This is a genomic window from Luteibacter jiangsuensis (genome assembly GCF_030812295.1).
Classification (GTDB): Bacteria; Pseudomonadota; Gammaproteobacteria; order Xanthomonadales; family Rhodanobacteraceae; genus Luteibacter; species Luteibacter jiangsuensis_A.
Map to the genome: position 1 here is coordinate 374397 of NZ_JAUSSK010000005.1, position 19579 is coordinate 393975.

Here is a 19579-nt window from a genome sequence, read left to right on the forward strand (position 1 = left end):
GATGGATACCTTCCTGGATACCCTGCTTTCGCGCCTGGCGTTCGCCTCGGTGCAGGCCTTGTTGCTCGCCGGTGTGGTCTACGCGGCGTGTCGTTTCTTCCCCGCCCTTTCCGCGGCGGCACGCAGTGCGCTCTGGTGGTTGCTCGGTGCGCAGCTGCTCATCGGCGTCGCCTGCCCTGCGCCATTCGCCCTTCCCCTGCTTCCTGCCGCCGCGCCAGCGCGCGACGTGCTGCTGACCGCACCTACCGTGATCGGCGACGCGACGATGTCCGTCGACATGGTGCCGCCTTCGGGAGCACCCTCCTGGAGCATGGTGTTGCTCGGCGCATGGGGGCTCGCCGTGGTGCTGCAACTGATCGTCGCCTCCGTGCGTTGGGCAAGGCTGTCCGCGGTGTTGCGGCGGGCCATGGCGCACGAGGATGTACGCGTCGAGACGCTTTGCGCCCGCCGCGCCCGTGAACTCGGCTTGCGCCGTTCCCCTCGCCTGGCGGTATCCGCGGAAGTGGATTCGCCACAGGTGGTGGGCTTGTGGCACCCCACCATCCTGCTGCCGCTCGACGACCGGCTCGACGACGAGGAGCTGGAAATGGCGTTGATGCACGAACTGGCCCACGTGCGTCGCGGCGACCTCCTGCTGGGCTGCGTGCCGGCCCTTGCACGGGCCCTGTTCTTCTTCCACCCGCTGGTCCATCTGGCCACCCGCGAATACGCCCTCTGCCGCGAGGCGGCATGCGACGCCATGGTGCTCTCACGCGGCCGGCAGGCACCGCGGACGTATGGACGTCTGTTGCTCCGTCTCGGCGTCGCTCCGCATCCGCACCATGCCCTGCCGGGCGCATCCCCCACGTTTCGCACGCTGAAAAGGAGACTCGACATGCTCGGCCAAGTTACCGACGCGCCACCGCGCGCACTCACCTGGTGCCTCGTCGCCGCCATCGCCGTCGTGGGCGTGATCCCCTGGCGAGTCGTCGCCGCCGATGGTGGCGCCGACTCGCAGGATACCTACCATCCCGCACCGCCCTCACCGCCCTCACCGCCGGGACCATCACCGGCGGCACCAGCCCCGCCAGTACCGCCAGCACCGATGGCCGCCCCTGCGCCCATGGCGCCGGCGGCCCCTTCGGCACCGATGCCCCCAACGGAAATCACCACCGTGCAAGGCGGCAATCCGGAACGGTCGTTCATCTTTTTCAGCGACGACATCCATGTGATGAACGGCAGTGGCAACGACTTCCGCCGGGCGGAAGCCGCACGCGACGGCGCCGACGACTTCGTCTGGTACCGCGAAGGCAAGCAAGCCTGGGTACTGAAGGACCCCGCGTACGTGAAGCGCATCCGTGACGCCTTCGCCCGCAGTGCGCAGCCGGCCGACGGTGCCGCGATGAGCGCCGACAAGCAGGCCGAACTCGACCGCGAGCAAGCCGTGCTCAACGAGCAGATGGCCAAGCTCGCCCAGCGACAAGCCGAACTGGCGGTACAGGAAAGCGATCCGAGGGGGCCGACCGATCGCGCCGCCTACGCCGCCGGCCACGCCGCCCTCGGCAAGGAGCAGGCAGCCATCGCGCAGAAGATGGCCGACATCGGCCGGGTCCGCGCGGAACAAGGCAGTATCCAGGCCGAATGGGGCCGCCGGCAGGCCGAAGCGTCACGAAAGGCGACCAAGGAGGTGGATGCCATCCTCGCCGAGGCCATTCGCAATCACGCGGCCAAGGCGGCGCGCTGACGCGACGACGATGCTCCGGTATGGTGAGGGGTTTTCACCTGCCGGAGGCATCATGCGACTTGAAACGGGCACGCTCATCGAAGCCAGCGCCCTGCTGTTCGACATGGATGGAACGCTGATCGATTCGCGGGTCGTGGTCGAGAAGATCTGGAAACGCTGGTGCGACGAGAACGGCATCGATTGGCACTACGTGCTGCCGCGCCTGCACGGGGTGCGCATGCTGGATTCCGTACGCATGTTCGTGAAGCCGGGCATGGACGTCGACGCCGTATACGAGCGGCTGTATCGCGAAGAGGTCGAGGATGTGGATGGCATCGTGCCCATCGCCGGCGCTCCGGACCTGCTGGCGTCCCTGCCGCCCGAAGCCTGGACGATCGTGACCTCGGCCGATACCGTGCTGGCGAAGGCCCGTCTCGGCGCCGCGGGAATCGTGCCCCCGCCGCTCATGGTCACCGGCGAGATCGTCACCAACGGCAAGCCCGATCCCGAGGGTTACCTGCTGGGTGCGACGCGCATGGCCGCGGCCCCGAGGGACTGCCTCGTATTCGAGGATGCGAAGGCGGGTATCGACGCGGGCCTGGCCGCGGGTGCCCGGGTGATCGCGATCGCGGGCGACCATCCCGGCGAAATTCCGGAAAACGTCGAATGGGTGACCGACCTGACGGCGCTACGCTTCGACAGCATGTACGAAGGCAAGGTGCGCCTGGTCGTCACCTGATCGCCGGTCAGTAGACGTCGCGGCGGTAGCGGCCGGAAGCGCCCAGGTCGCTCACTGCCGCGTCACCCAGGATGTCGCGCAGCGCCCTGTCCACGCCTGGCGCCATTCCGGCAAGGCTGCCACACACGTAAACGCCCCCACCCTCGCCCACGAAACGGCGCAACGCGTCGGCGGCGATGCGCAACCGGTCCTGCACGTAACGTGCACCGCGCGCCTCCCGCGACCAGACCAGGTCGAGCCGCTCGATGCCACCGGCCTCGTACCAACGCTCCAGGTCGTCCACATGTAGACGGTCCGCGCGTGCGTGGCGTTCCCCGTAGACCACCCAGTTGCGCAAGTGACCCTTCGCCAGACGCGCCTTGAGCAAGGCGCGCAGGCCGGCGATGCCCGTGCCGTTACCGATCAGCAACAACGGCCGGTCGTCAGCCGGCGCATGGAATCCCTCGTTCCGGCGTACCCGCACGTCGATCGGATCGCCCACCGCCGCATGCGCTGTCAACCAGCCGGAACCGACCCCCGGCGTGCCGTCCTCCGCATGCATCTGTCGTACGACAAGGTGGAGCGCACCGTCCGCTGGTAACGACGCGATCGAGTATTCGCGTTGCGGCACGACGGATTCGTCGCCACGAGCGCGGCGTGGCCCGATCTCGGCGATGTCGCCCGCTTCCCACGCGAGATCGGACTCATCTTCCGGAACCAGCGCGACGTGGTAACACTGTCCGCCCACGCTCCCCGGGTTCAGCAGGCGGCGCTCGGCCAGCCGCCAGCGTCGATAAGCCGGGCGCGACCAGTCCGCCATGGCCGTCGTTCCCGACACATGTGCCACGTGGTGTTGCCAATGGCGCAGGGAGCCTTCATCGCCATTGTCCACCTCCACGCGGTCGAACAGGGGCGTGGCGCCACTGGCATGCAGCCACTGGTCGAGGTCGCGGCCGAAAGCGCAGAAATCGTCATAGTCGCGATCGCCAAGTGCCAGTATCCCGTAGCTCAAGCCATGCAGGGCCAGTGGAGCACGCATGGCACGCTCGCGGAACAGGCTGGCCATGTCGGGCGCATCGCCCTCGCCTGTCGTACTGACGACGAATAACACGCGCGTGGCCCGCTCCAGCCTGTCCGTTGTCAACGCGTCCATGCCGCGCACCTCGGCACGGGGACCACCTGCGTGGACCACACCGGCGGTGCGTACCGCCAATTCGGTGGCGAAGCCGGTTTGCGAGGCGTGGACGATGAGGATGCCGCCGGCATCACGGACATCGCCGGCGCTCGCCCTGTGACGGGTGGCGAACGCGGTGAATATCATCCAGGCGAGCAACAGGACGCCGGCCGCCATGAGACGCGGCAACGCCGGTGCCTGCATCGTCGAAAAATCCTGGAGCAGCCCGAACCATACGGCGAGCGTGGCCAACAGGAGGCAGAGGCCCGCCTGTCCAGCCAGCGCTTTCACCTGTCCTTCCGTCCCGGCCATGCTCACGGCGGCGACACCGCCGTGAAGGCAGGTGATGCCCGCTCCTCGAACCGTCCGTTCTCGCCATAGAGGATGAAGAGCACGGCGATACCATGGCGTTTCGCATAGGCCATGCCTTCATCTGGCCCGAGCACGGTCATCGCGGTACCCAGCGGGTCCGCGTGCATGCAGTCGTCCGCGACGATGCTTACCGATGCCACGCGATGCGCCACGGGGTAGCCCGTACGCGGATCGATATGGTGCGAGAAGAACGTCCCGCCGCTCTCGAAGAAGTGCCTGTAATCCCCGGAGGTGGCGATGGCCTTGCCGGTCAACGAGACGATGCGCTGGACTTCGTCCAGACTGTCGACGGCACCCGCCGCCGCGCCGGGGCGCTCGATACCCACACGCCAGGGCGAGCCGTCGGGTTTCCCGCCGCGGGCGCGCAACTCCCCACCGACTTCCACCAGGTAATCCCGCACCTCCGAGCGATCGAGGAAGCGGGCGACCTGGTCGACACCGAAGCCCTTCGCCACCGACGAGAGGTCCACATAGACGCCGCCCGGTTGGAGCGCGCGCCGGTTCGCCTCGTCCAGCTCGATCTTCGACCAACCCACCCGCGCGCGCGCCGCGGCGATCGCGGCAGCGTCCGGTGCGTCGTGGGGACGCTTGTCCGGGCCGAACCCCCAGAGGTTGACCAACGGCCCCACCGTGGGGTCATAGGCACCGTTCGAATCCTTCGCCAGCCACAGTGCGTAACGCAGCACGGTGAAGAGCTCCGGCGGCAGCGTCCGCCACGTGCCGGCCGGCGCACGGTTGAAGCGGCTGAGGTCCGAATCCGGTTCGTACGTGCTCATCTGGGCGACGACGCGGTCCACTTCGGACTGGATGCCACGCTCGATGGCGCGACCGTCCGCGCCATCCGGCAACACGGCATTGACCGACCAGGTCGTGCCCATCGTCTCGCCTTCGAAACGTCGTACGTCCTTGCCGGAGGCTACGGGTGCTGCCGACACTGCGAAGGTGAAGATCAACGCCGCGATCCCCCGGACACATTGTGGGAGCCGCTTCAGCGGCGATGGATGCTTGCGAAGAACTGGCCCGCTGCCGCGGGATCGCCGCTGAAGCGGCTCCCACCAAGTTGAGGGACCGGTCGGCACGGGTTACTGCGGGAGCACTTCGAGCGTCGCCGTATACGCGAGGCGGCGCTGCTTGGCTTCCTTCACCGAGGTCTTCGTGTCTTCCGTGGACGCATTCACCCAGTACATGCCCGCCGACGGCCAGGCGAAGGAGAACTTGCCATCCTTGTCGGTGGTGGTGGTCATCTCGTCCTGCGCGTTGCGGTAGCGGGTGGCGCCATTGATAGCGACGACCTTCAGGTTCGCGGCGGGCTTGCCGTCGACGATCAACTGGAAGGTCGCCTTCTCACCGGCCACGAGATCGTTCGGCTGGGTGACCGGCACCAGTTCCAGCCCCCTGTTCGTGGGCTTGAGCGCACCCTCGCTCGGTGATCCCTGGGTCACGAAGGTCTCCACGCGCGAGGCGATCTCACTGAGTTGCACGTTCTTCGCGTTTGCCGGTATGGCCGTCCTGACGTCCTCCGGCCTGCCGCGCCAGCGCTTTTTCTGGCCGTCCACTTCGTAGCTCGCGAACAGTCCCTGGTTGACCAGCGCGAGGCGATAGGTTCCCTTCTGCGGAACGGGGAGGTCGAACGTGCTGCGGTACTTGCCCGTGGAGGGGTTTTCCGGCTTCACCGTGGAGCCGTCCGGTGCGGTGACCACCAACTGGTCGAGTTGCGCGGGGAAATGGTCCGGGTAATACAGGTCGTTGGAAACCGCGGCGTCGACGGTCACCCAGGCGTCGTCTCCGGAGATCACGGTGGCCGACGGGACCATCCACATCTTGTGCGCCTGCGCGGCCAGCGGCAGGGCCAGGGCGATGCCAAGCGCGGCGCGAACGAATGCATGCTTCATCGGGTAGCTCCGTTTCTAGGGATTGAGGTCGAGGCTGATCTGGCCGAGTTCTTCCGTGCCGCTGGCCGACAGGTGCACGGGAGCCTTCGCCGGCCAGTCGAAGGGAATCCTTTGTGCTTCACGCCCGCCCACCTCGCGCGCCGCCTCCACCACGAGGTCGTAGTGGCCCGGCGGAAGCGTGCCCAGCGGCGGCTTGCCATCGCTGAAACGCAGTTGGTGCTGGCCGGCCGGGCGCGTGGCGCCGGACACGCCGTCGATCGGCATGGTTTGCTCGCGGCCACTACGTCGCCACCACTGGCGCATGTCTTTCAGCCATTTCGTCCCTTCGCCCCCGGCCTTCTTCACGTCGTACCAAACGGCGAGATTCGCGGCGACACTGTGGTCATCGCGTTCGATCCACACGGCCACGTAGGGCCGGTGGTATTCGGCCACCTTCAGCGTGGGAATCTCCACGGTGAGGTTCATGTCGGCGGCCAGGACCGGCGTGGCAAGCGCAAGACACGAGGCGAACGGCAGGATGCGTCGCATGGCGGTTTCCGTCAGTGGATGAAAATAAGCGCGAGGACGACCGGCAACACGAAGCCGAGCGCGACCATCGGCCAGGTCATGCCGCGCTGTCCCGCGTGCATCTTGAGCAAGAGCAGTCCGGTGAACGCGAAGACGATGCAGGCCAGTGCGAAAACGTCGATGAACCAGCTCCACACCGGTCCCGTGTTGCGGCCCTTGTGCAGGTCGTTGAGGTACGCGAGCCAGCCGCGGTCGGTCGTTTCGTACTGCACATCGCCCGTTTCGCGGTCGATGCTGACCCAGCCGTCGCCACCGGGCCGCGGCAGTGACACGTAGACCTCGTCGTCGCTCCAGTCACCCGCGCGACCGTCGACCGGTGCGCCGGTGTTCGCGGCGACAAACGCCACCACGGGGGCCGGCAAGGGCGCGGATTTCGCGCCCGGGCGGGCCACCTGCTTCAGCAGGGCGTCCGGCAGGGTCGCCGTGTGTCGCTCGACGTGCGGTGAGGCTTCGATCCGCGCCGCGTGGTTCAACGTGAATCCGGTGATCGAGAACAGCAGCAATACGACCAGCGAAACCGCGGAACTGATCCAGTGCCACCGGTGCAGGTGCTTCAGCCAGAACGCGCGGCGTTGCCGGTCGACGGTGTCGCGCATGTGCTGGAACGCCCCTGGGTATGGATCTCGAAGGCACCCATGGTAAAACACAATGCGAATCGTTCGCAATTAGGCCGATTCAGCCCAAGGTATGAAGGGCCGGGAAAGCGCGGCGAAAGCCTGCCGCGACAGCATGCGCGCAGCCCTCCCCGGAGCGTATCCTTGACCCTCATGCGCATCCTCCTAGCCGAAGACGACGCCGCCATCGGCGCGGCCGTACGTGCCTCCCTCGAACAGGGCGGCCATGCCGTCGACCACGTCACCGACGGGTCCAGCGCGGACCACGCGCTGCGCGACCACGATTACGACCTGCTCGTGCTCGACCTCGGGCTGCCCCTGCTCGACGGCAGCGACGTGCTGGCTCGTGCGCGCAAACGCGGCGCGAGCCTGCCGGTGCTGGTGGTGACCGCGCGGGAGGGTTTGAAGGAGCGTGTCCGCGTGCTCGACCTCGGCGCCGACGATTACCTGGTGAAACCGTTCGCACTGGCCGAATTCGACGCCCGGGTACGCGCCCTGCTCCGCCGGCGCACCAGCAACGGCACGCCGGAATTCCGTATCGGCCGGTTGCGCCTCGACATTCCCGGGCATCGGGCATGGATCGGCGAATCCGCGCTCGACCTCACCGCTCGTGAATTCGGTCTCATCGAAGCCCTCGCGGCGCGCGCGGACAAGGTCACCAGCCGCGCGCAGCTCGTCGAGGCGCTGTGCAACTGGGACGAGGACCTGACCGACAACGGCCTGGACATCGCCTTGCATCGCTTGCGCAAGAAACTGCAGGGGTCTGGCACCAACGTGCGCACGATCCGCGGCCTCGGCTACCTGCTCGAAGAAACCGCGGATGCCTGAACGCCGCTCCGCGGCGCGTCGCCCCGCGCGTCCCAGCCTGCGCCGGCGCCTGCTCACCTTCCTGCTCGTCCCCGTGCTCGGCGTGCTGGTGCTCGACGCCGTCATCGGCTATTTCGTGGCGCTGGCGTATTCGAACCGCGTGCATGACGCCGACCTCTCCGACTCCGCCCTTACCTTGTCGGAAATGATCGGCAGCGATGCCCTGCGCGGGGAATTGACCGCGCAGGCACGCTTCCTGCTCGAATATGATCCGGACGGGCGCAACTACTATGCCGTGGTCAGCGATCGCCACGGCCGGATGATCGGCAACGCGGAACTGGAGGGGCCCGGTGCCGCCGTGGTGACCGACGCGGCACCGAAGCTGTACGACACGGCGCTCGGTCATCGCCCCCTGCGCGCGGCGATCATGCGCGTACCGAACCACCAGGACCCGGGTGACGTCCTCACGATCACCGTGGCCGAAAACCTGCGCGATCGCCATACCCGGGCACGCGAAATCCTTTTCCTCACTCTGCCGATGCAGGCGCTGCTGATCGTCGCCGTGTTGTCCCTGGTCTGGTTCGGGGTTCGCCACGGCCTGGGCGTGCTGGAACCGCTCACGGCGCGGCTGGGCAAGCGCGGCCACGACCTGGGCCCCATCGGCGAGGAAGACGTCCCCGTGGAGATCCTGCCGCTCACCCGCACCATCGACGACCTCTTCGCCCGCATGCGCAACATGCTCGGCCTGCAAGAGCGTTTCATCGCCGATGCGGCGCACCAGCTACGCACGCCACTGGCTGGCATCCAGTTGCATGTCGAACGGTTGGAAGCCACGAACGATCCGGTACAGCGCGTGGACGCGCTCGGCCACGTGCACCGTCTCGCGGCGCGCGCGGCACGCACGTCGGCACAGTTGCTCGCGCTCACCCGCACGCAGTCGCCCGACCTCCCCGACCACGACGGCATGGCCATCGTCGACCTCGCCAGCGTGGTGCCCGAGGCCGTGGCCATGCGTGTGCACCAGGCCCTCACCCTGGGCGTCGACCTCGGCTATGAAGGTGACGACACCCCCTGCCTCGTTCGCGCCGACGCGCTGCAGGTGCAGGAGGTGATCGACAACCTTGTCGACAACGCCTTCCACTACGCCGGACGCGGCCACGCCGTGACGGTGTCCTTGCGCCACGACGAGGGGGAAGTGGTCCTGGCCGTCGAGGACGATGGCCCCGGGGTGGACGATGCCTTTCTCGACCAGCTGGGTGAACGTTTTTTTCGCGTTCCGGGGGGCGACGAGGACGGTACCGGCCTGGGCCTGGCCATCGTCGAGAGCATCGCCGAGCGGCACGCGGCGCGCGTGGCTTTCCTCCACGCGGCATCGGGGGGTTTGCGCGTCGAACTGCATTTTCCTGCGGTCGCTTCCGGAAAGCCCGCTGAAACCACCTCCTGAGACCATTCGCCCATCGTAGGCAGGACGCGAGGCGTCGGGTGAACCATTCCGCGGAATTCCAGTTCGAAGGCGGACGTGACGGCGTATTGCTGATCCACGGGCTGACCGGTACGCCTACCGAGATGCGCATGGTCGGCAAGGGCCTCAACCGCGCCGGCTTTACCGTCGTGGGCGTACAGCTGGCAGGCCACTGCGGCAGCGAGGACGACCTGCTCGCCACCACCTGGGAAGACTGGTACGCGAGTGTCGAAGCCGCCGCCAACGACCTGCGCGGGCGGGTCGACCGCGTGTTCGTGGCCGGATTGTCGATGGGAGCCCTGCTCGCCCTGCGGCTCGCCGCCGTACGGCCCGGCTGGATCGACGGCGTCGGCGTGTACGGTGCGACCTTCCGTTACGACGGCTGGTCGATCGGCTGGACGGGGCGGTTGTCGTTCCTGCTACCGATCTTCAAGCGTCTCGGTATCGGCCGCCAGCGCAGCTTCATCGAGCAGCCGCCCTATGGCATCCGCGACGAGCGCCTGCGCGCCCAGGTGAGCGCGGCGATGTTCGCCGGCGACAGCGAGGCAGCCGGCTTGCCCGGCAATCCATGGCATGCGCTGGCCGAGATGGTGAAGCTATCGCGCGACGTGCGCCGGCGCCTGCCGGACGTGCTCGCTCCGTGCTTCATCGCCCATGCGGCGGACGACGACGTCGCCAGCGTCGCCAACGCCGACCTGGTGGCGCGCAGGGTGCGTGGACCGATCGAAATGCTGCTGCTCGCGGACAGCTACCACATGATCACGATCGACCGCGAACGGCGCACACTGATCGAACGCAGCGCCGACTTCTTCGGACGCATCGCGCGCGACGCGCGCCCCGTGCGCATCGCGGCCTGATCGTGCACGGCCTCGTCCTCATCCTGTGGCTGGCCAACGTGCTGCTCGATACCAGCGGCCAGCTGGCCTTCAAGGCGGCCGCCGGAGACGACCGCGCGGGCGATGGTCTCGCCCGTTGGCGCTATATGTTCGCGCGGCCCTGGATATGGGCCGGCATCGGTTGCTACGTAGCCGAGTTCGTCGTCTGGATCGCGTTTCTCTCGTTGGTGCCGTTGTCCGAAGGTGTCCTGCTGGGATCGATCAACATCGTCGCGATCATGATCGCCGGCCGCTTCCTGTTCAGCGAGCGCCTGAGCCCCCTGCGGGTGACCGGCATTCTGCTGGTAGCGGCCGGTGTCGCCATCGTCGGAGCGGGCGCATGAAACGCTTCTATGCCGTCGGCTTCGCGCTGTTGCTGGCGTTCGACACATTGAACCTGATCTGCTTCAAGCTGGCCGGCACGGAGGCATTGCCCGTGGCGATGGATATCGCATGGCTGCTGCGGGTGTTCTCGCATCCGTGGATCTACGGCGCCGTCGTCGGTTACATCGGCGCGTTCGTGACCTGGATGAGCCTGCTGAAGCACGCGCCGATCGGCCCCGCCTTCGCCGCCTCGCACCTGGAGGTGATCAGCGTGATGCTGCTGTCCTGGTGGATGTTCTCCGAACCGGTAACGGCCACTCAGATAGCCGGTGCGCTCGCGATCGTCGCGGGCATCGTCTGTCTCGCCTTTGCCGAGAGCAGGGAGGAGACGGCTGCCGATGCCGTTCCGGCCTGAACGCGAATCGCCACCGACGGCAGGCATGCCGTTGGGCCTGGCCGACCTGGGCGGCACCGCTCCCGCTCCGCTGACGGCGCTCGCCGCCGTCTGGCTCGGTGTCGACGACGTGCAGCTCGAATGTTCGGGTACGGCGGCGCTAACGGTGGCATTGACCGCATTGGCCGAAGACGCGCCTTTCCGGCGCGAGGTGGCGATCCCGGCCTTCACCTGCCCGCTGGTGCCGCTGGCGATACGCCGGGCGGGTCTGGTGCCTCGACTCGTCGATCTCGCGCCTGGCCATTTCGACATGGACCCGCAACGCCTCACCGATGCATGCGGGCCGGCCACGCTCGCCGTCGTGCCGACGCACCTCGGCGGCCGCATTGCCGACGTGGCCGCGGCGAACGCCATCGCGCACCGCGTCGGCGCCGTCACCATCGAGGACGCCGCCCAGGCACTCGGCGCGCGATGCGAAGGCGGCTTTGCAGGCACGCGCGGCGATATCGGCTTCTACAGCCTCGCCGCGGGCAAGGGTTTGTCGATCTTCGAAGGCGGCCTGTTGGTGAGCCGCGACGAAACATGGCATCCACGGTTTCGCCGGGCGGCGAAGCGCATCGCGCGCTGGCAGCCGGGATGGGAACTGCGACGGTCGCTGGAACTGGCGGCATATGCGTTGCTTTATCGACCGCACGGCCTGGGTTGGGCCTATGGGCGTCCGCTGCGTCGCGCACTGCGCCGCGGTGACCTGCTCGGCGCGGCGGGCGAACATTTCTCCGTCGATTTTCCGTTGCACCCGGTCGGGCGCTGGCGACGCGCCGTCGGCGCACGGGCGTTCCACCGTCTGCCAGCCTTCATCGAGGCGACATCCCGGCAAGCGCGCTCGCGCCTGCCGCGGTTGGCCGCCATTCCGGGGCTGCATGCGTTCTCGGACGAAGGTGGCACCTGGCCTTACCTGATGCTGCGCCTGCCCGACCAGGCGACCCGCGATGCCGTGCTCAAGCGGCTCTGGCCCTCGCGACATGGCGTATCACGCATGTTCGTGCACGCGTTGCCGGACTATCGCTACCTCGACCCGATGCCGGGCGGCGAAGACGTTCCCCACGCTCGCGACTTCGCGGCGCGCACGCTGACCATCACCAACAGCCCGTGGCTCGACGACGCGGCATTCGAACATGTATGCGCCGTGATCGAGGCGGTGATCGCTTCGCGCTAGGGCATTGCCGCTCCAGCCGCGACAGCGTGTCTCAGGCGCGCCCCTGCTCCACCAGGGTAAGCGCCACCTTGTCGCGCAGGTATACGGGCAGCGCCAGTTCCGGAGCCACCGCTTCACCGTCACGAAAGCACCGCGCCGCCACTTCCGCCACGTGCCTGGCCTGTGGATAGCGCGCGCCATCGGCCGAACGGATGGGCGCCCGGATGCGGTCGCGCAGGATCGCCTCGTACGTGGCCCAGCCCGTGCCCACGACGTGCCAAGCCGATGCCTCCGGCAGCATCAGCGTGGCGGCGGTATCCACACGTTCGCGATCGATCAGGCGGATGCTGCCGTCGTCTTCGCGGCGCCACGCGGCCACGTAGATCTCGCCCATCCGTGCATCGATGACGGAAAGAATCGCGGCGTCGTCGTCCGGCGCCTCGAGTGCCAGCGCCTGCAGGGAAGACACCGTGACGACGGGAACATCCAGCGCCATCGCCATGCCCTGCGCCAGCGACACCCCAAGGCGCACCCCGGTGAACGCGCCTGGCCCACGGCCCACGGCGATGCCCTGGAGCGCTTCGCGCTTCAGCCCGGCCTCGGCGAGCAATCCGTCAGCCATGGGCAGCACCAGTTCCGCATGGCGGCGGGGGGCGATCTCGCTGCGTTCGATCACTTCGTCGCCATGGACGAGGGCGACCGAACAGGCTTCCGTTGAGGTTTCGATGGCGAGGAAGTTCATGGCGTATCCAGCGAGGGAGGGAGCGGCGCCGCGTAGGCGTACCAGTCGATCCGGCGGGTCAGGTACATCAGCAGCGCGATCACCGCGACGAGCACGACCGAACCGATCAGCAGCGCGTACTGCTCCGCTCCGATCAGGCCATACAGTATGGCGTAAACCAGGGTGAGCACGCCGCCCAGGGCGAGGCCGGCGGCGCGGGCGCGCAGGGCCGCCATGGCGTAGCCGCCCACGATCAGCACCACCGCCGCTGCCGCCACGGCGTACGCGGGGCCGAAGCCGATCTGTTCGGACAAGGCCAGCAGGAGGACATAGAAGCTGGTCATCGCCGCGCCCACGAGCAGGTACTGCACGGGATGCAGGCGCAGTCCCTTCAACACCTCGAACAGGAAGAAGGCGACGAAGGTCAACGCAATGAAGAGCAGGCCGTACTTGCCCGCCCGATCGTTCTGCTGGTAGACGCCACCAGGCTGGTAGAGCTTCACGCCGGAGGCGGATGGTTCGAGACGGGCCGCCACGTTCGCATCGGAGACGTCCCAATGCTGGCCATAGGCCCGGTTGAGGTCGAGCACCCGCCATGTCGCGTCGAACCCTCGCGCGCCGACGCTTCGCTGGCCGGGCAGCATGGCACCGGTGAAGCTGGGGTCGGGCCACGGCGAACGGATGCGCAGCGTGTTCGTACGCGCCAGGGGCAATGCCGAGAACGACCCTGTACCGGCGATGCGCAGGGTAAGGGCGAAGTCCAGCGGCGTGTCGCGGCCGGAGTCTACCGGCACCGGTGCGGAAAGCACGGTATAGGGGCCCATTCGCGCCGTGGAAGACGACAAGCGCACGGCGTGGCCGTCGACCGTCAGCGCCGTGATGCCCTGCAAGCCGCGAGTGTCGGCGATCAACAGGCGCAACTCGGCCTTGGCCGGATACCACGCCGCTCCCGTATCGGTGGTGAAGCGGCGGAGATCCTCGGGCAGGATGCGACCTCGGATGGTGACGTCGCCCGTGTAGACCGGCACCTCGTACATGCCGACGCGCCGACGGTCCACGGCAAGGTCGACCACGGTGCTTTGTTCGTCGGCCAGCACGATTTCCGTGCCGTCACGCACGCTCACCACCTTGCCATCGCTACCCCGCGTCTCGTATCGCGTGGGCACGGCCAGGACGAGGCCTCCGACGGTCTGCGGTCCGCCCCAACCCTCGGCGACACGCGTGAAAGCCGCATCGCGCATGGCCTGCCGTTCGCGCACGAGGCCATCGGCCTGGGACAGCGGTATGAGCATGATCAGCGCGAGCATGGCGACACCCAGCACCTTGGCGGTGATCGATTGCATCCAGCGGAACATGGGCTTCTCCATCGTCGGTGATGGGACCATCATTGAACGGCGAAGGGCGTCGGGAAAGGTCGGTTTCTGTCCTGAACATGGCGAACGAGGGCGAAATGCGGAGCATCGCCTGCCTATGCCTGAATAAGCCATTCGAATGAGAGTGTTCTCATGACAAGCGGCCGCTCCAGCGTGCAGCATCCGTCGATCACCCACGCAAGGAGCGCACGATGCTTCCCGTCCAGCTAGCGATGCCCCTGGCCCTCCTCGTCGGAGCCGCCATCGCCGCCACGACCGATCCCTCCCGAAGCGAAACCCTGCCCGCCGTCACGCAGGCACGGGCGGACGGGCAACCGGAGATGCGCATGCTGCGCATCTCGATCGAACCCGGCGCCTCCCTTCCGTGGCACCGGCACACCGTGCCGGAAGCGGGTTACCTGCTCGAAGGGGAACTTCGCCTGGAAACGCTGGAAGGAACGTCGCGCGTGATGCGGCCGGGTGATTCGATCGTGGGCGGCAGCGATGTCATGCGAGGTGGAACGGCCGGGCCGAAGGGAGCGACCGTCGTGGTGTTTTATGCGGATACCGGTGGAGATCCGCTGACCGTTTCCGGGGCCTGAAGAGCATCGCGGACAGAGTCCGCGATTCAGTCCGCCGCGGCGTCCGATGCGAAGAATCCCACCACATCCGCCAATTCCCGCGTCCGTGGCATCGGCGGCAGGCTAGCCAGGAACAACCGTCCATAACCCTTCGTGCTGAGACGCGGATCGCACAGCACCAGCACCCCACGGTCGTGCACGTCGCGAATCAAGCGGCCGACACCCTGTTTCAAGGCGATCACCGCCGTGGGCACCTGCCAACCCATGAAGGGGTTGATCCCCGCGTCCTCCAATGCTTCCAGCCGTGCCTGCAACACCGGATCGTCAGGCATCGCGAAGGGGAGCTTGTCGATCACCACCACGCTCAAGGCCTCGCCCGCCACGTCGACACCCTCCCAGAAACTCGCCGCGCCGAGCAGTACGCCGCGTCCGCTCGCCCTGAATTCCTCCAGCAGGCGGTGCCGCGGCGCACTGCCCTGAACGAACAACGGCCACGGCACGCGGCCTTCCAGCAGTTCGGCCGCACGCCGCAGTGCGCGATGCGAGGTGAACAGCAGAAAAGCACGCCCATCCGAGGCATCGAGGACGGGCCGGATGGCATCCACCACCCGGTCGGTGTAATCGCGGGCGGAGGGGTCGGGGAGGTTCGTTGGTAAATACGCCAGTGCCTGGCGCTGATAGTCGAAGGGACTTTCCACATGCAGCGTACGTGGATCATCCAGCCCCAGCTGGCGGGCGAAATGACCGAAGTCGCCCGCGATCGACAAGGTCGCCGAGGTATGGATCCACGCCGCGTCCGTCGACATGCGCATCGCCCGCAGCGGCGCGGCCAGATCCAGCGGCGTGGCATGCAACGCGAATCCACGTGGCCAGGTCTCGTACCAGCGCACGTCGCTGGCGGAGTGTTCTTCCGCGATGCGGTCGAGGCGCAAGCTCAGCATCTGCGCCCGTTCGTGCACGTTCGCCAGCCCGCGCGAACGCTCACCGAGTGCCGCGAGCAAGTCGGCCATGGCCGCCATCACGTCGCGCAGTTCGAGCAGTGTTCCATGCACCGAGGGGTCACGATCGAGCGCACCGAAGGGCCCGCGCGGCGGCAACGTGTCCATCGCCAGGCGAAGGCGTTTGACGAGGTCCTGGATGGCCTCGACCGGCTCCAGCAACTGGCTGGTGGCTCCGGTGACACCCTGCGCTTCCGCCAGCGCGTCCTGACCGAGGTCGACGAGCTGCCGCGCACTGACGCTCTGCGAGAAGAACTGTCCGGCAAGCTCTGGAATCTGGTGCGCCTCGTCGAGGATGAAGGCATCGGCACCCGGCAGGATCTCGCCGAAGCCTTCCTGCTTGAGCGCGAGGTCGGCCATCAGCAGATGGTGGTTCACCACCACCAGGTCGGCCTCCATGGCTTCGCGACGCGCCTTCACGACGTGGCAGTCCTCGAAGAACGGGCATTCCGAACCGAGGCAGTTCTCCGGCGTGGACGTCACCCGCGGCCAGACCGCCGAGTCTTCGGGGATATCCGCCATTTCCATGCGATCGCCACGACGAGTCCGCGCCGACCAGGCGCGGATCGCGGACAACTGGGAGGCCAGCTGACGGTCGGGATTCCCCTCGCGCACCGCCTGGTCCAGGCGGTAGAGGCACAGGTAGTTGGCCCGCCCCTTGAGCAGGCTCACCCTGGCCCGGCTGCCCAGCACCGCACGCACGCGAGGCAGGTCACGGAAGAACAGCTGGTCCTGCAAGGCCTTGGTGCCGGTGGAAACGATCACCTTGCGCCCCGACATCAGGGCGGGCACCAGGTAAGCGAAGGTCTTGCCGGTGCCGGTGCCCGCCTCGGCGACCAGGACGTCGCGTCCGGCGATGGCCCCGGCAACCGCCGAGGCCATGCGCTGCTGGGCCTCGCGCGGCGCGAAACCCGGTACTTCACGGGCGAATGGGCCCTCCGCGCCGAGGATCGCGGCCACTTCGAGTTCAGTCATCCACCAAGTATCGCCTACAATGGCGGTCTTTTCGTCCGGGAATCCACGCATGGACAAGAGTTTCGAGCCCAGCCAGATCGAATCGAAGTGGTACGCCCAGTGGGAGGCCAACGGCTATTTCAAGCCGTCCGGCAAGGGCACGCCCTACACGATCATGCTGCCGCCGCCCAATGTCACGGGCACGCTCCACATGGGCCACGCGTTCCAGCACACGATCATGGACACGCTGGTGCGCTACCACCGCATGCGCGGCTACGACACGCTGTGGCAGCTCGGTACCGACCACGCGGGCATCGCCACCGAGATGGTGGTCACCCGCCAGCTCAACGCCGAGGGCAAGCAACGCTCGGACTTCGACCGCGAATCGTTCATCGCCCGTGTCTGGGAATGGAAGGCCGAGTCCGGCGACACGATCGGCCGCCAGATGCGCCGGCTGGGCGTGTCGGGCGACTGGACGCGCGAACGCTTCACCATGGACGAGGGCATGTCCGAGGCGGTGATCGAGACCTTCGTGCGGCTTTCCGAGGAAGGCCTGATCTATCGCGGCCAGAAACTGGTCAACTGGGATCCGGTGCTGAAGACCGCGATCTCCGACCTCGAAGTCGTCAGCGAAGAGGAGGACGGCTCGCTGTGGTCGATCCGCTACCCACTCGCCGACGGCTCGGGTGAGCTCGTCGTCGCCACCACGCGGCCGGAAACCATGCTGGGCGACGTCGCCGTGGCCGTGCACCCGGAAGACGAGCGCTACGCACACCTGATCGGGCGCATGCTCGCGTTGCCGCTGTCGAACCGGCAGATCCCGATCATCGCCGACGACTACGTCGAGAAGGACTTCGGCACCGGCTGCGTGAAAATCACGCCCGCGCACGACTTCAACGACTACGCCATCGGCCAGCGCCACAACCTGCCGATGATCAACATCCTCACCGACGACGCCAGGATCAACGACGCCGCGCCGGAGAAGTACCGTGGCATGGATCGCTACGTCGCCCGCAAGGCCGTGCTCGCCGACCTGGAGGCCGAAGGTCTCCTGGTGGAGACGAAGAAGCACAAGCTGCAGGTGCCGCGGGGCGATCGCAGCGGCCAGGTGATCGAGCCGTACCTCACCTGGCAGTGGTTCGTGAAAATGGACACGCTCGCCGCGCGTGGACTGGAACTGGTCGAACAGGGCCACGTGAAGTTCGTGCCCGAGAACTGGATCAGCACCTACCGCCACTGGCTGGCCAACATCCAGGACTGGTGCATCAGCCGCCAGCTGACCTGGGGGCATCGCATCCCGGCGTGGTACACCGACCAGGGTGGCGTGATCGTCGCACGGAACGAAGACGAGGCCGCCCACAAGGCCGCCGCACAGGGGTATACCGGCGCGTTGCGCCGCGACGACGACGTCCTCGAAACGTGGTTCTCGTCCGGCCTGTGGAGCCACTCCACGCTTGGCTGGCCGAACCCGCAGCGCCAGGCCGAACTGGGTTTCGACCGTTACCTGCCGTCGAGCGTCCTGGTGACCGGCTTCGACATCATCTTCTTCTGGGTCGCGCGCATGATCATGCTCACCGACCACTTCACGGGCGAGGTCCCCTTCAAGGACGTCTATGTCACGGGTCTGATCCGCGACAAGGACGGCCAGAAGATGTCCAAGTCCAAGGGCAACGTGCTCGATCCGCTCGACCTCATCGATGGCATCACCCTCGACGAACTGCTCGCCAAGCGCACGCGTGGCCTGATGCAGCCGAAGATGGCCGAGAAGATCGAGAAGTCCACACGCAAGGAGTTCGCCGAGGGCATCCCCGCCTTCGGTGCCGACGCGCTGCGCTTCACGTTCGCCTCGCTCGCCACGCACGGTCGCGACATCAAGTTCGACCTGGAACGTTGCGGCGGCTACAAGGCCTTCGTCAACAAGCTATGGAACGCCTCGCGCTTCGTGCTGATGAATCTCGGCGAAGAGGCTATCGCCCCGACGAAGCCGTCGACCGAAGCCGAGCGCTGGATCCTCACCCGCCTTCGCGACACGCTGGCGACGGTGAAGGAGCAACTCGCCCTCTATCGCTTCGACCTCGCCGCACAGGCGTTGTACGAGTTCACCTGGAACGAGTTCTGCGACTGGTTCCTGGAGCTGTCCAAGCCTGCGCTCAACAGTGGTGATGCCGCGGCCGTGGCTTCCACGCGATACACGCTGGTCCACGTCCTCGAGACACTGCTGCGTGCCTTGCATCCGCTGATTCCCTTCGTCACCGAGGAAATCTGGCAGCATGTGCGTCCGCTGCTCGGCATCGAAGGCGAGACGATCATGCTGCGCCCCTATCCGGAAGCCTCGGACGTGGAAGGCGACGACACCGCCACCGCTGAGATCGAGTGGGTCAAGGGCGTGCTCACCGGCGTCCGCCGTATCCGCGCGGAGATGAACATCGCGCCGGGCAAGACCATCCCGCTGCTGTTCGCCGACGGCGATGCGACGGATCGCGAGCGCTCGGCGAAGTTCGCGGCGCAGGTCGCCTTCCTGGGGCGGGTCGAGTCGCCGGCCTGGGTGGATGGTGAAGAGCCCGCCGCCGCAGTCGCCGTGGTCGGCGGCATGCGTGCGTTGATCCCGCTGGAAGGGCTGATCGACGTGGGTGCGGAGAAGACGCGCCTCGCCAAGGAGATCGCCCGTGTCGAGGGAGAGATCAAGAAGTGCGAGGCCAAGCTCGGCAACGCCAATTTCGTCGCCAATGCGCCGGTGGAAGTCGTCGAGCAGGAGCGTCAGCGCATCGCCGACTGGACCAGGCAGGCCGATGCGATGCGCGAGCAGGCGCGGAAGCTGGGCTGAAGGCACAGCACCGACAAAGCATCGCCGACAGGGTTGGCTCCCACCCGTCCGCC

18 protein-coding genes are annotated in these 19579 nt (G+C 67.3%); 10 read left to right on the top strand and 8 right to left on the bottom strand.

The window, feature by feature from the left end:
• Position 1: 1 nt before the first annotated feature.
• Positions 2-1723: a M56 family metallopeptidase gene (locus J2T07_RS17950; protein WP_306851863.1), complete on the top strand. Its 1722-nt coding sequence runs from the start codon at positions 2-4 to the stop codon at positions 1721-1723.
• Between the two features lie 52 nt (positions 1724-1775).
• Entirely contained in the window at positions 1776-2441 is a 666-nt protein-coding gene (locus tag J2T07_RS17955) for an HAD-IA family hydrolase (protein ID WP_306851867.1), read from the top strand.
• 7 nt (positions 2442-2448) lie between these two features.
• On the opposite strand, the gene J2T07_RS17960 is transcribed toward J2T07_RS17955, so the two are convergent.
• The 5 genes from J2T07_RS17960 to J2T07_RS17980 form a co-directional block, all read right to left on the bottom strand.
• Positions 2449-3885, bottom strand: coding sequence for a sulfite reductase subunit alpha (locus tag J2T07_RS17960; RefSeq protein ID WP_306851869.1), 1437 nt, complete (start codon positions 3883-3885; stop codon positions 2449-2451).
• Between the two features lie 23 nt (positions 3886-3908).
• Positions 3909-4901 carry an FAD:protein FMN transferase gene (locus tag J2T07_RS17965; protein WP_430539378.1) on the bottom strand — a complete coding sequence of 331 codons (993 nt, stop codon included), beginning with the start codon at positions 4899-4901 and terminating at the stop codon, positions 3909-3911.
• A gap of 147 nt (positions 4902-5048) precedes the next feature.
• Complete coding sequence (locus tag J2T07_RS17970; protein ID WP_306851875.1) at positions 5049-5858, bottom strand: DUF4198 domain-containing protein; 810 nt, start codon at positions 5856-5858, stop codon at positions 5049-5051.
• A gap of 15 nt (positions 5859-5873) precedes the next feature.
• Positions 5874-6386: a DUF2271 domain-containing protein gene (locus J2T07_RS17975; RefSeq protein WP_306851877.1), complete on the bottom strand. Its 513-nt coding sequence runs from the start codon at positions 6384-6386 to the stop codon at positions 5874-5876.
• An 11-nt stretch (positions 6387-6397) separates the two neighbouring features.
• A complete protein-coding gene (locus J2T07_RS17980; RefSeq protein ID WP_306851880.1) occupies positions 6398-7021 on the bottom strand; it encodes a PepSY-associated TM helix domain-containing protein in 624 nt (207 codons plus the stop codon).
• A 171-nt stretch (positions 7022-7192) separates the two neighbouring features.
• On the opposite strand from J2T07_RS17980, the gene J2T07_RS17985 reads away from it, so the two are divergent.
• Genes J2T07_RS17985 through J2T07_RS18010 form a run of 6 tightly spaced genes read left to right on the top strand, consistent with a single transcriptional unit; the run spans position 7193 to position 12117 of the window.
• A complete protein-coding gene (locus J2T07_RS17985) occupies positions 7193-7867 on the top strand; it encodes a response regulator (RefSeq protein WP_306852186.1) in 675 nt (224 codons plus the stop codon).
• Positions 7860-9290, top strand: coding sequence for a sensor histidine kinase (locus J2T07_RS17990; RefSeq protein ID WP_306851883.1), 1431 nt, complete (start codon positions 7860-7862; stop codon positions 9288-9290). Before J2T07_RS17985 ends, J2T07_RS17990 begins: the two co-directional genes overlap by 8 nt.
• A 38-nt stretch (positions 9291-9328) precedes the next feature.
• Positions 9329-10165: an alpha/beta hydrolase gene (locus J2T07_RS17995; RefSeq protein ID WP_306851885.1), complete on the top strand. Its 837-nt coding sequence runs from the start codon at positions 9329-9331 to the stop codon at positions 10163-10165.
• Positions 10166-10167: 2 nt separating this feature from the next.
• A complete protein-coding gene (locus J2T07_RS18000) occupies positions 10168-10527 on the top strand; it encodes a hypothetical protein (RefSeq protein ID WP_306851888.1) in 360 nt (119 codons plus the stop codon).
• Positions 10524-10922: a DMT family transporter gene (locus tag J2T07_RS18005; protein WP_306851892.1), complete on the top strand. Its 399-nt coding sequence runs from the start codon at positions 10524-10526 to the stop codon at positions 10920-10922. Before J2T07_RS18000 ends, J2T07_RS18005 begins: the two co-directional genes overlap by 4 nt.
• The gene (locus J2T07_RS18010; RefSeq protein ID WP_306851895.1) at positions 10906-12117 is read left to right on the top strand and encodes a DegT/DnrJ/EryC1/StrS family aminotransferase; all 1212 of its coding nucleotides are present in this window, start codon (positions 10906-10908) and stop codon (positions 12115-12117) included. The genes J2T07_RS18005 and J2T07_RS18010 overlap by 17 nt, the downstream gene beginning before the upstream one ends.
• A 31-nt stretch (positions 12118-12148) precedes the next feature.
• On the opposite strand, the gene tsaB is transcribed toward J2T07_RS18010, so the two are convergent.
• Together tsaB and creD are read right to left on the bottom strand one after the other, a co-directional pair.
• The gene (gene tsaB, locus J2T07_RS18015; RefSeq protein ID WP_306851898.1) at positions 12149-12838 is read right to left on the bottom strand and encodes a tRNA (adenosine(37)-N6)-threonylcarbamoyltransferase complex dimerization subunit type 1 TsaB; all 690 of its coding nucleotides are present in this window, start codon (positions 12836-12838) and stop codon (positions 12149-12151) included.
• The gene (gene creD / locus J2T07_RS18020) at positions 12835-14172 is read right to left on the bottom strand and encodes a cell envelope integrity protein CreD (protein WP_306851900.1); all 1338 of its coding nucleotides are present in this window, start codon (positions 14170-14172) and stop codon (positions 12835-12837) included. The genes tsaB and creD overlap by 4 nt, the downstream gene beginning before the upstream one ends.
• A 209-nt stretch (positions 14173-14381) precedes the next feature.
• Between creD and J2T07_RS18025 the strand changes: the two genes are divergently transcribed.
• Positions 14382-14771 carry a cupin domain-containing protein gene (locus J2T07_RS18025; protein WP_306851902.1) on the top strand — a complete coding sequence of 130 codons (390 nt, stop codon included), beginning with the start codon at positions 14382-14384 and terminating at the stop codon, positions 14769-14771.
• A 26-nt stretch (positions 14772-14797) separates the two neighbouring features.
• On the opposite strand, the gene J2T07_RS18030 is transcribed toward J2T07_RS18025, so the two are convergent.
• Positions 14798-16723: an ATP-dependent DNA helicase gene (locus J2T07_RS18030; RefSeq protein WP_306851904.1), complete on the bottom strand. Its 1926-nt coding sequence runs from the start codon at positions 16721-16723 to the stop codon at positions 14798-14800.
• A 49-nt stretch (positions 16724-16772) separates the two neighbouring features.
• Between J2T07_RS18030 and J2T07_RS18035 the strand changes: the two genes are divergently transcribed.
• The gene (locus J2T07_RS18035) at positions 16773-19526 is read left to right on the top strand and encodes a valine--tRNA ligase (protein WP_306851905.1); all 2754 of its coding nucleotides are present in this window, start codon (positions 16773-16775) and stop codon (positions 19524-19526) included.
• The last annotated feature ends 53 nt before the right edge of the window (positions 19527-19579 follow it).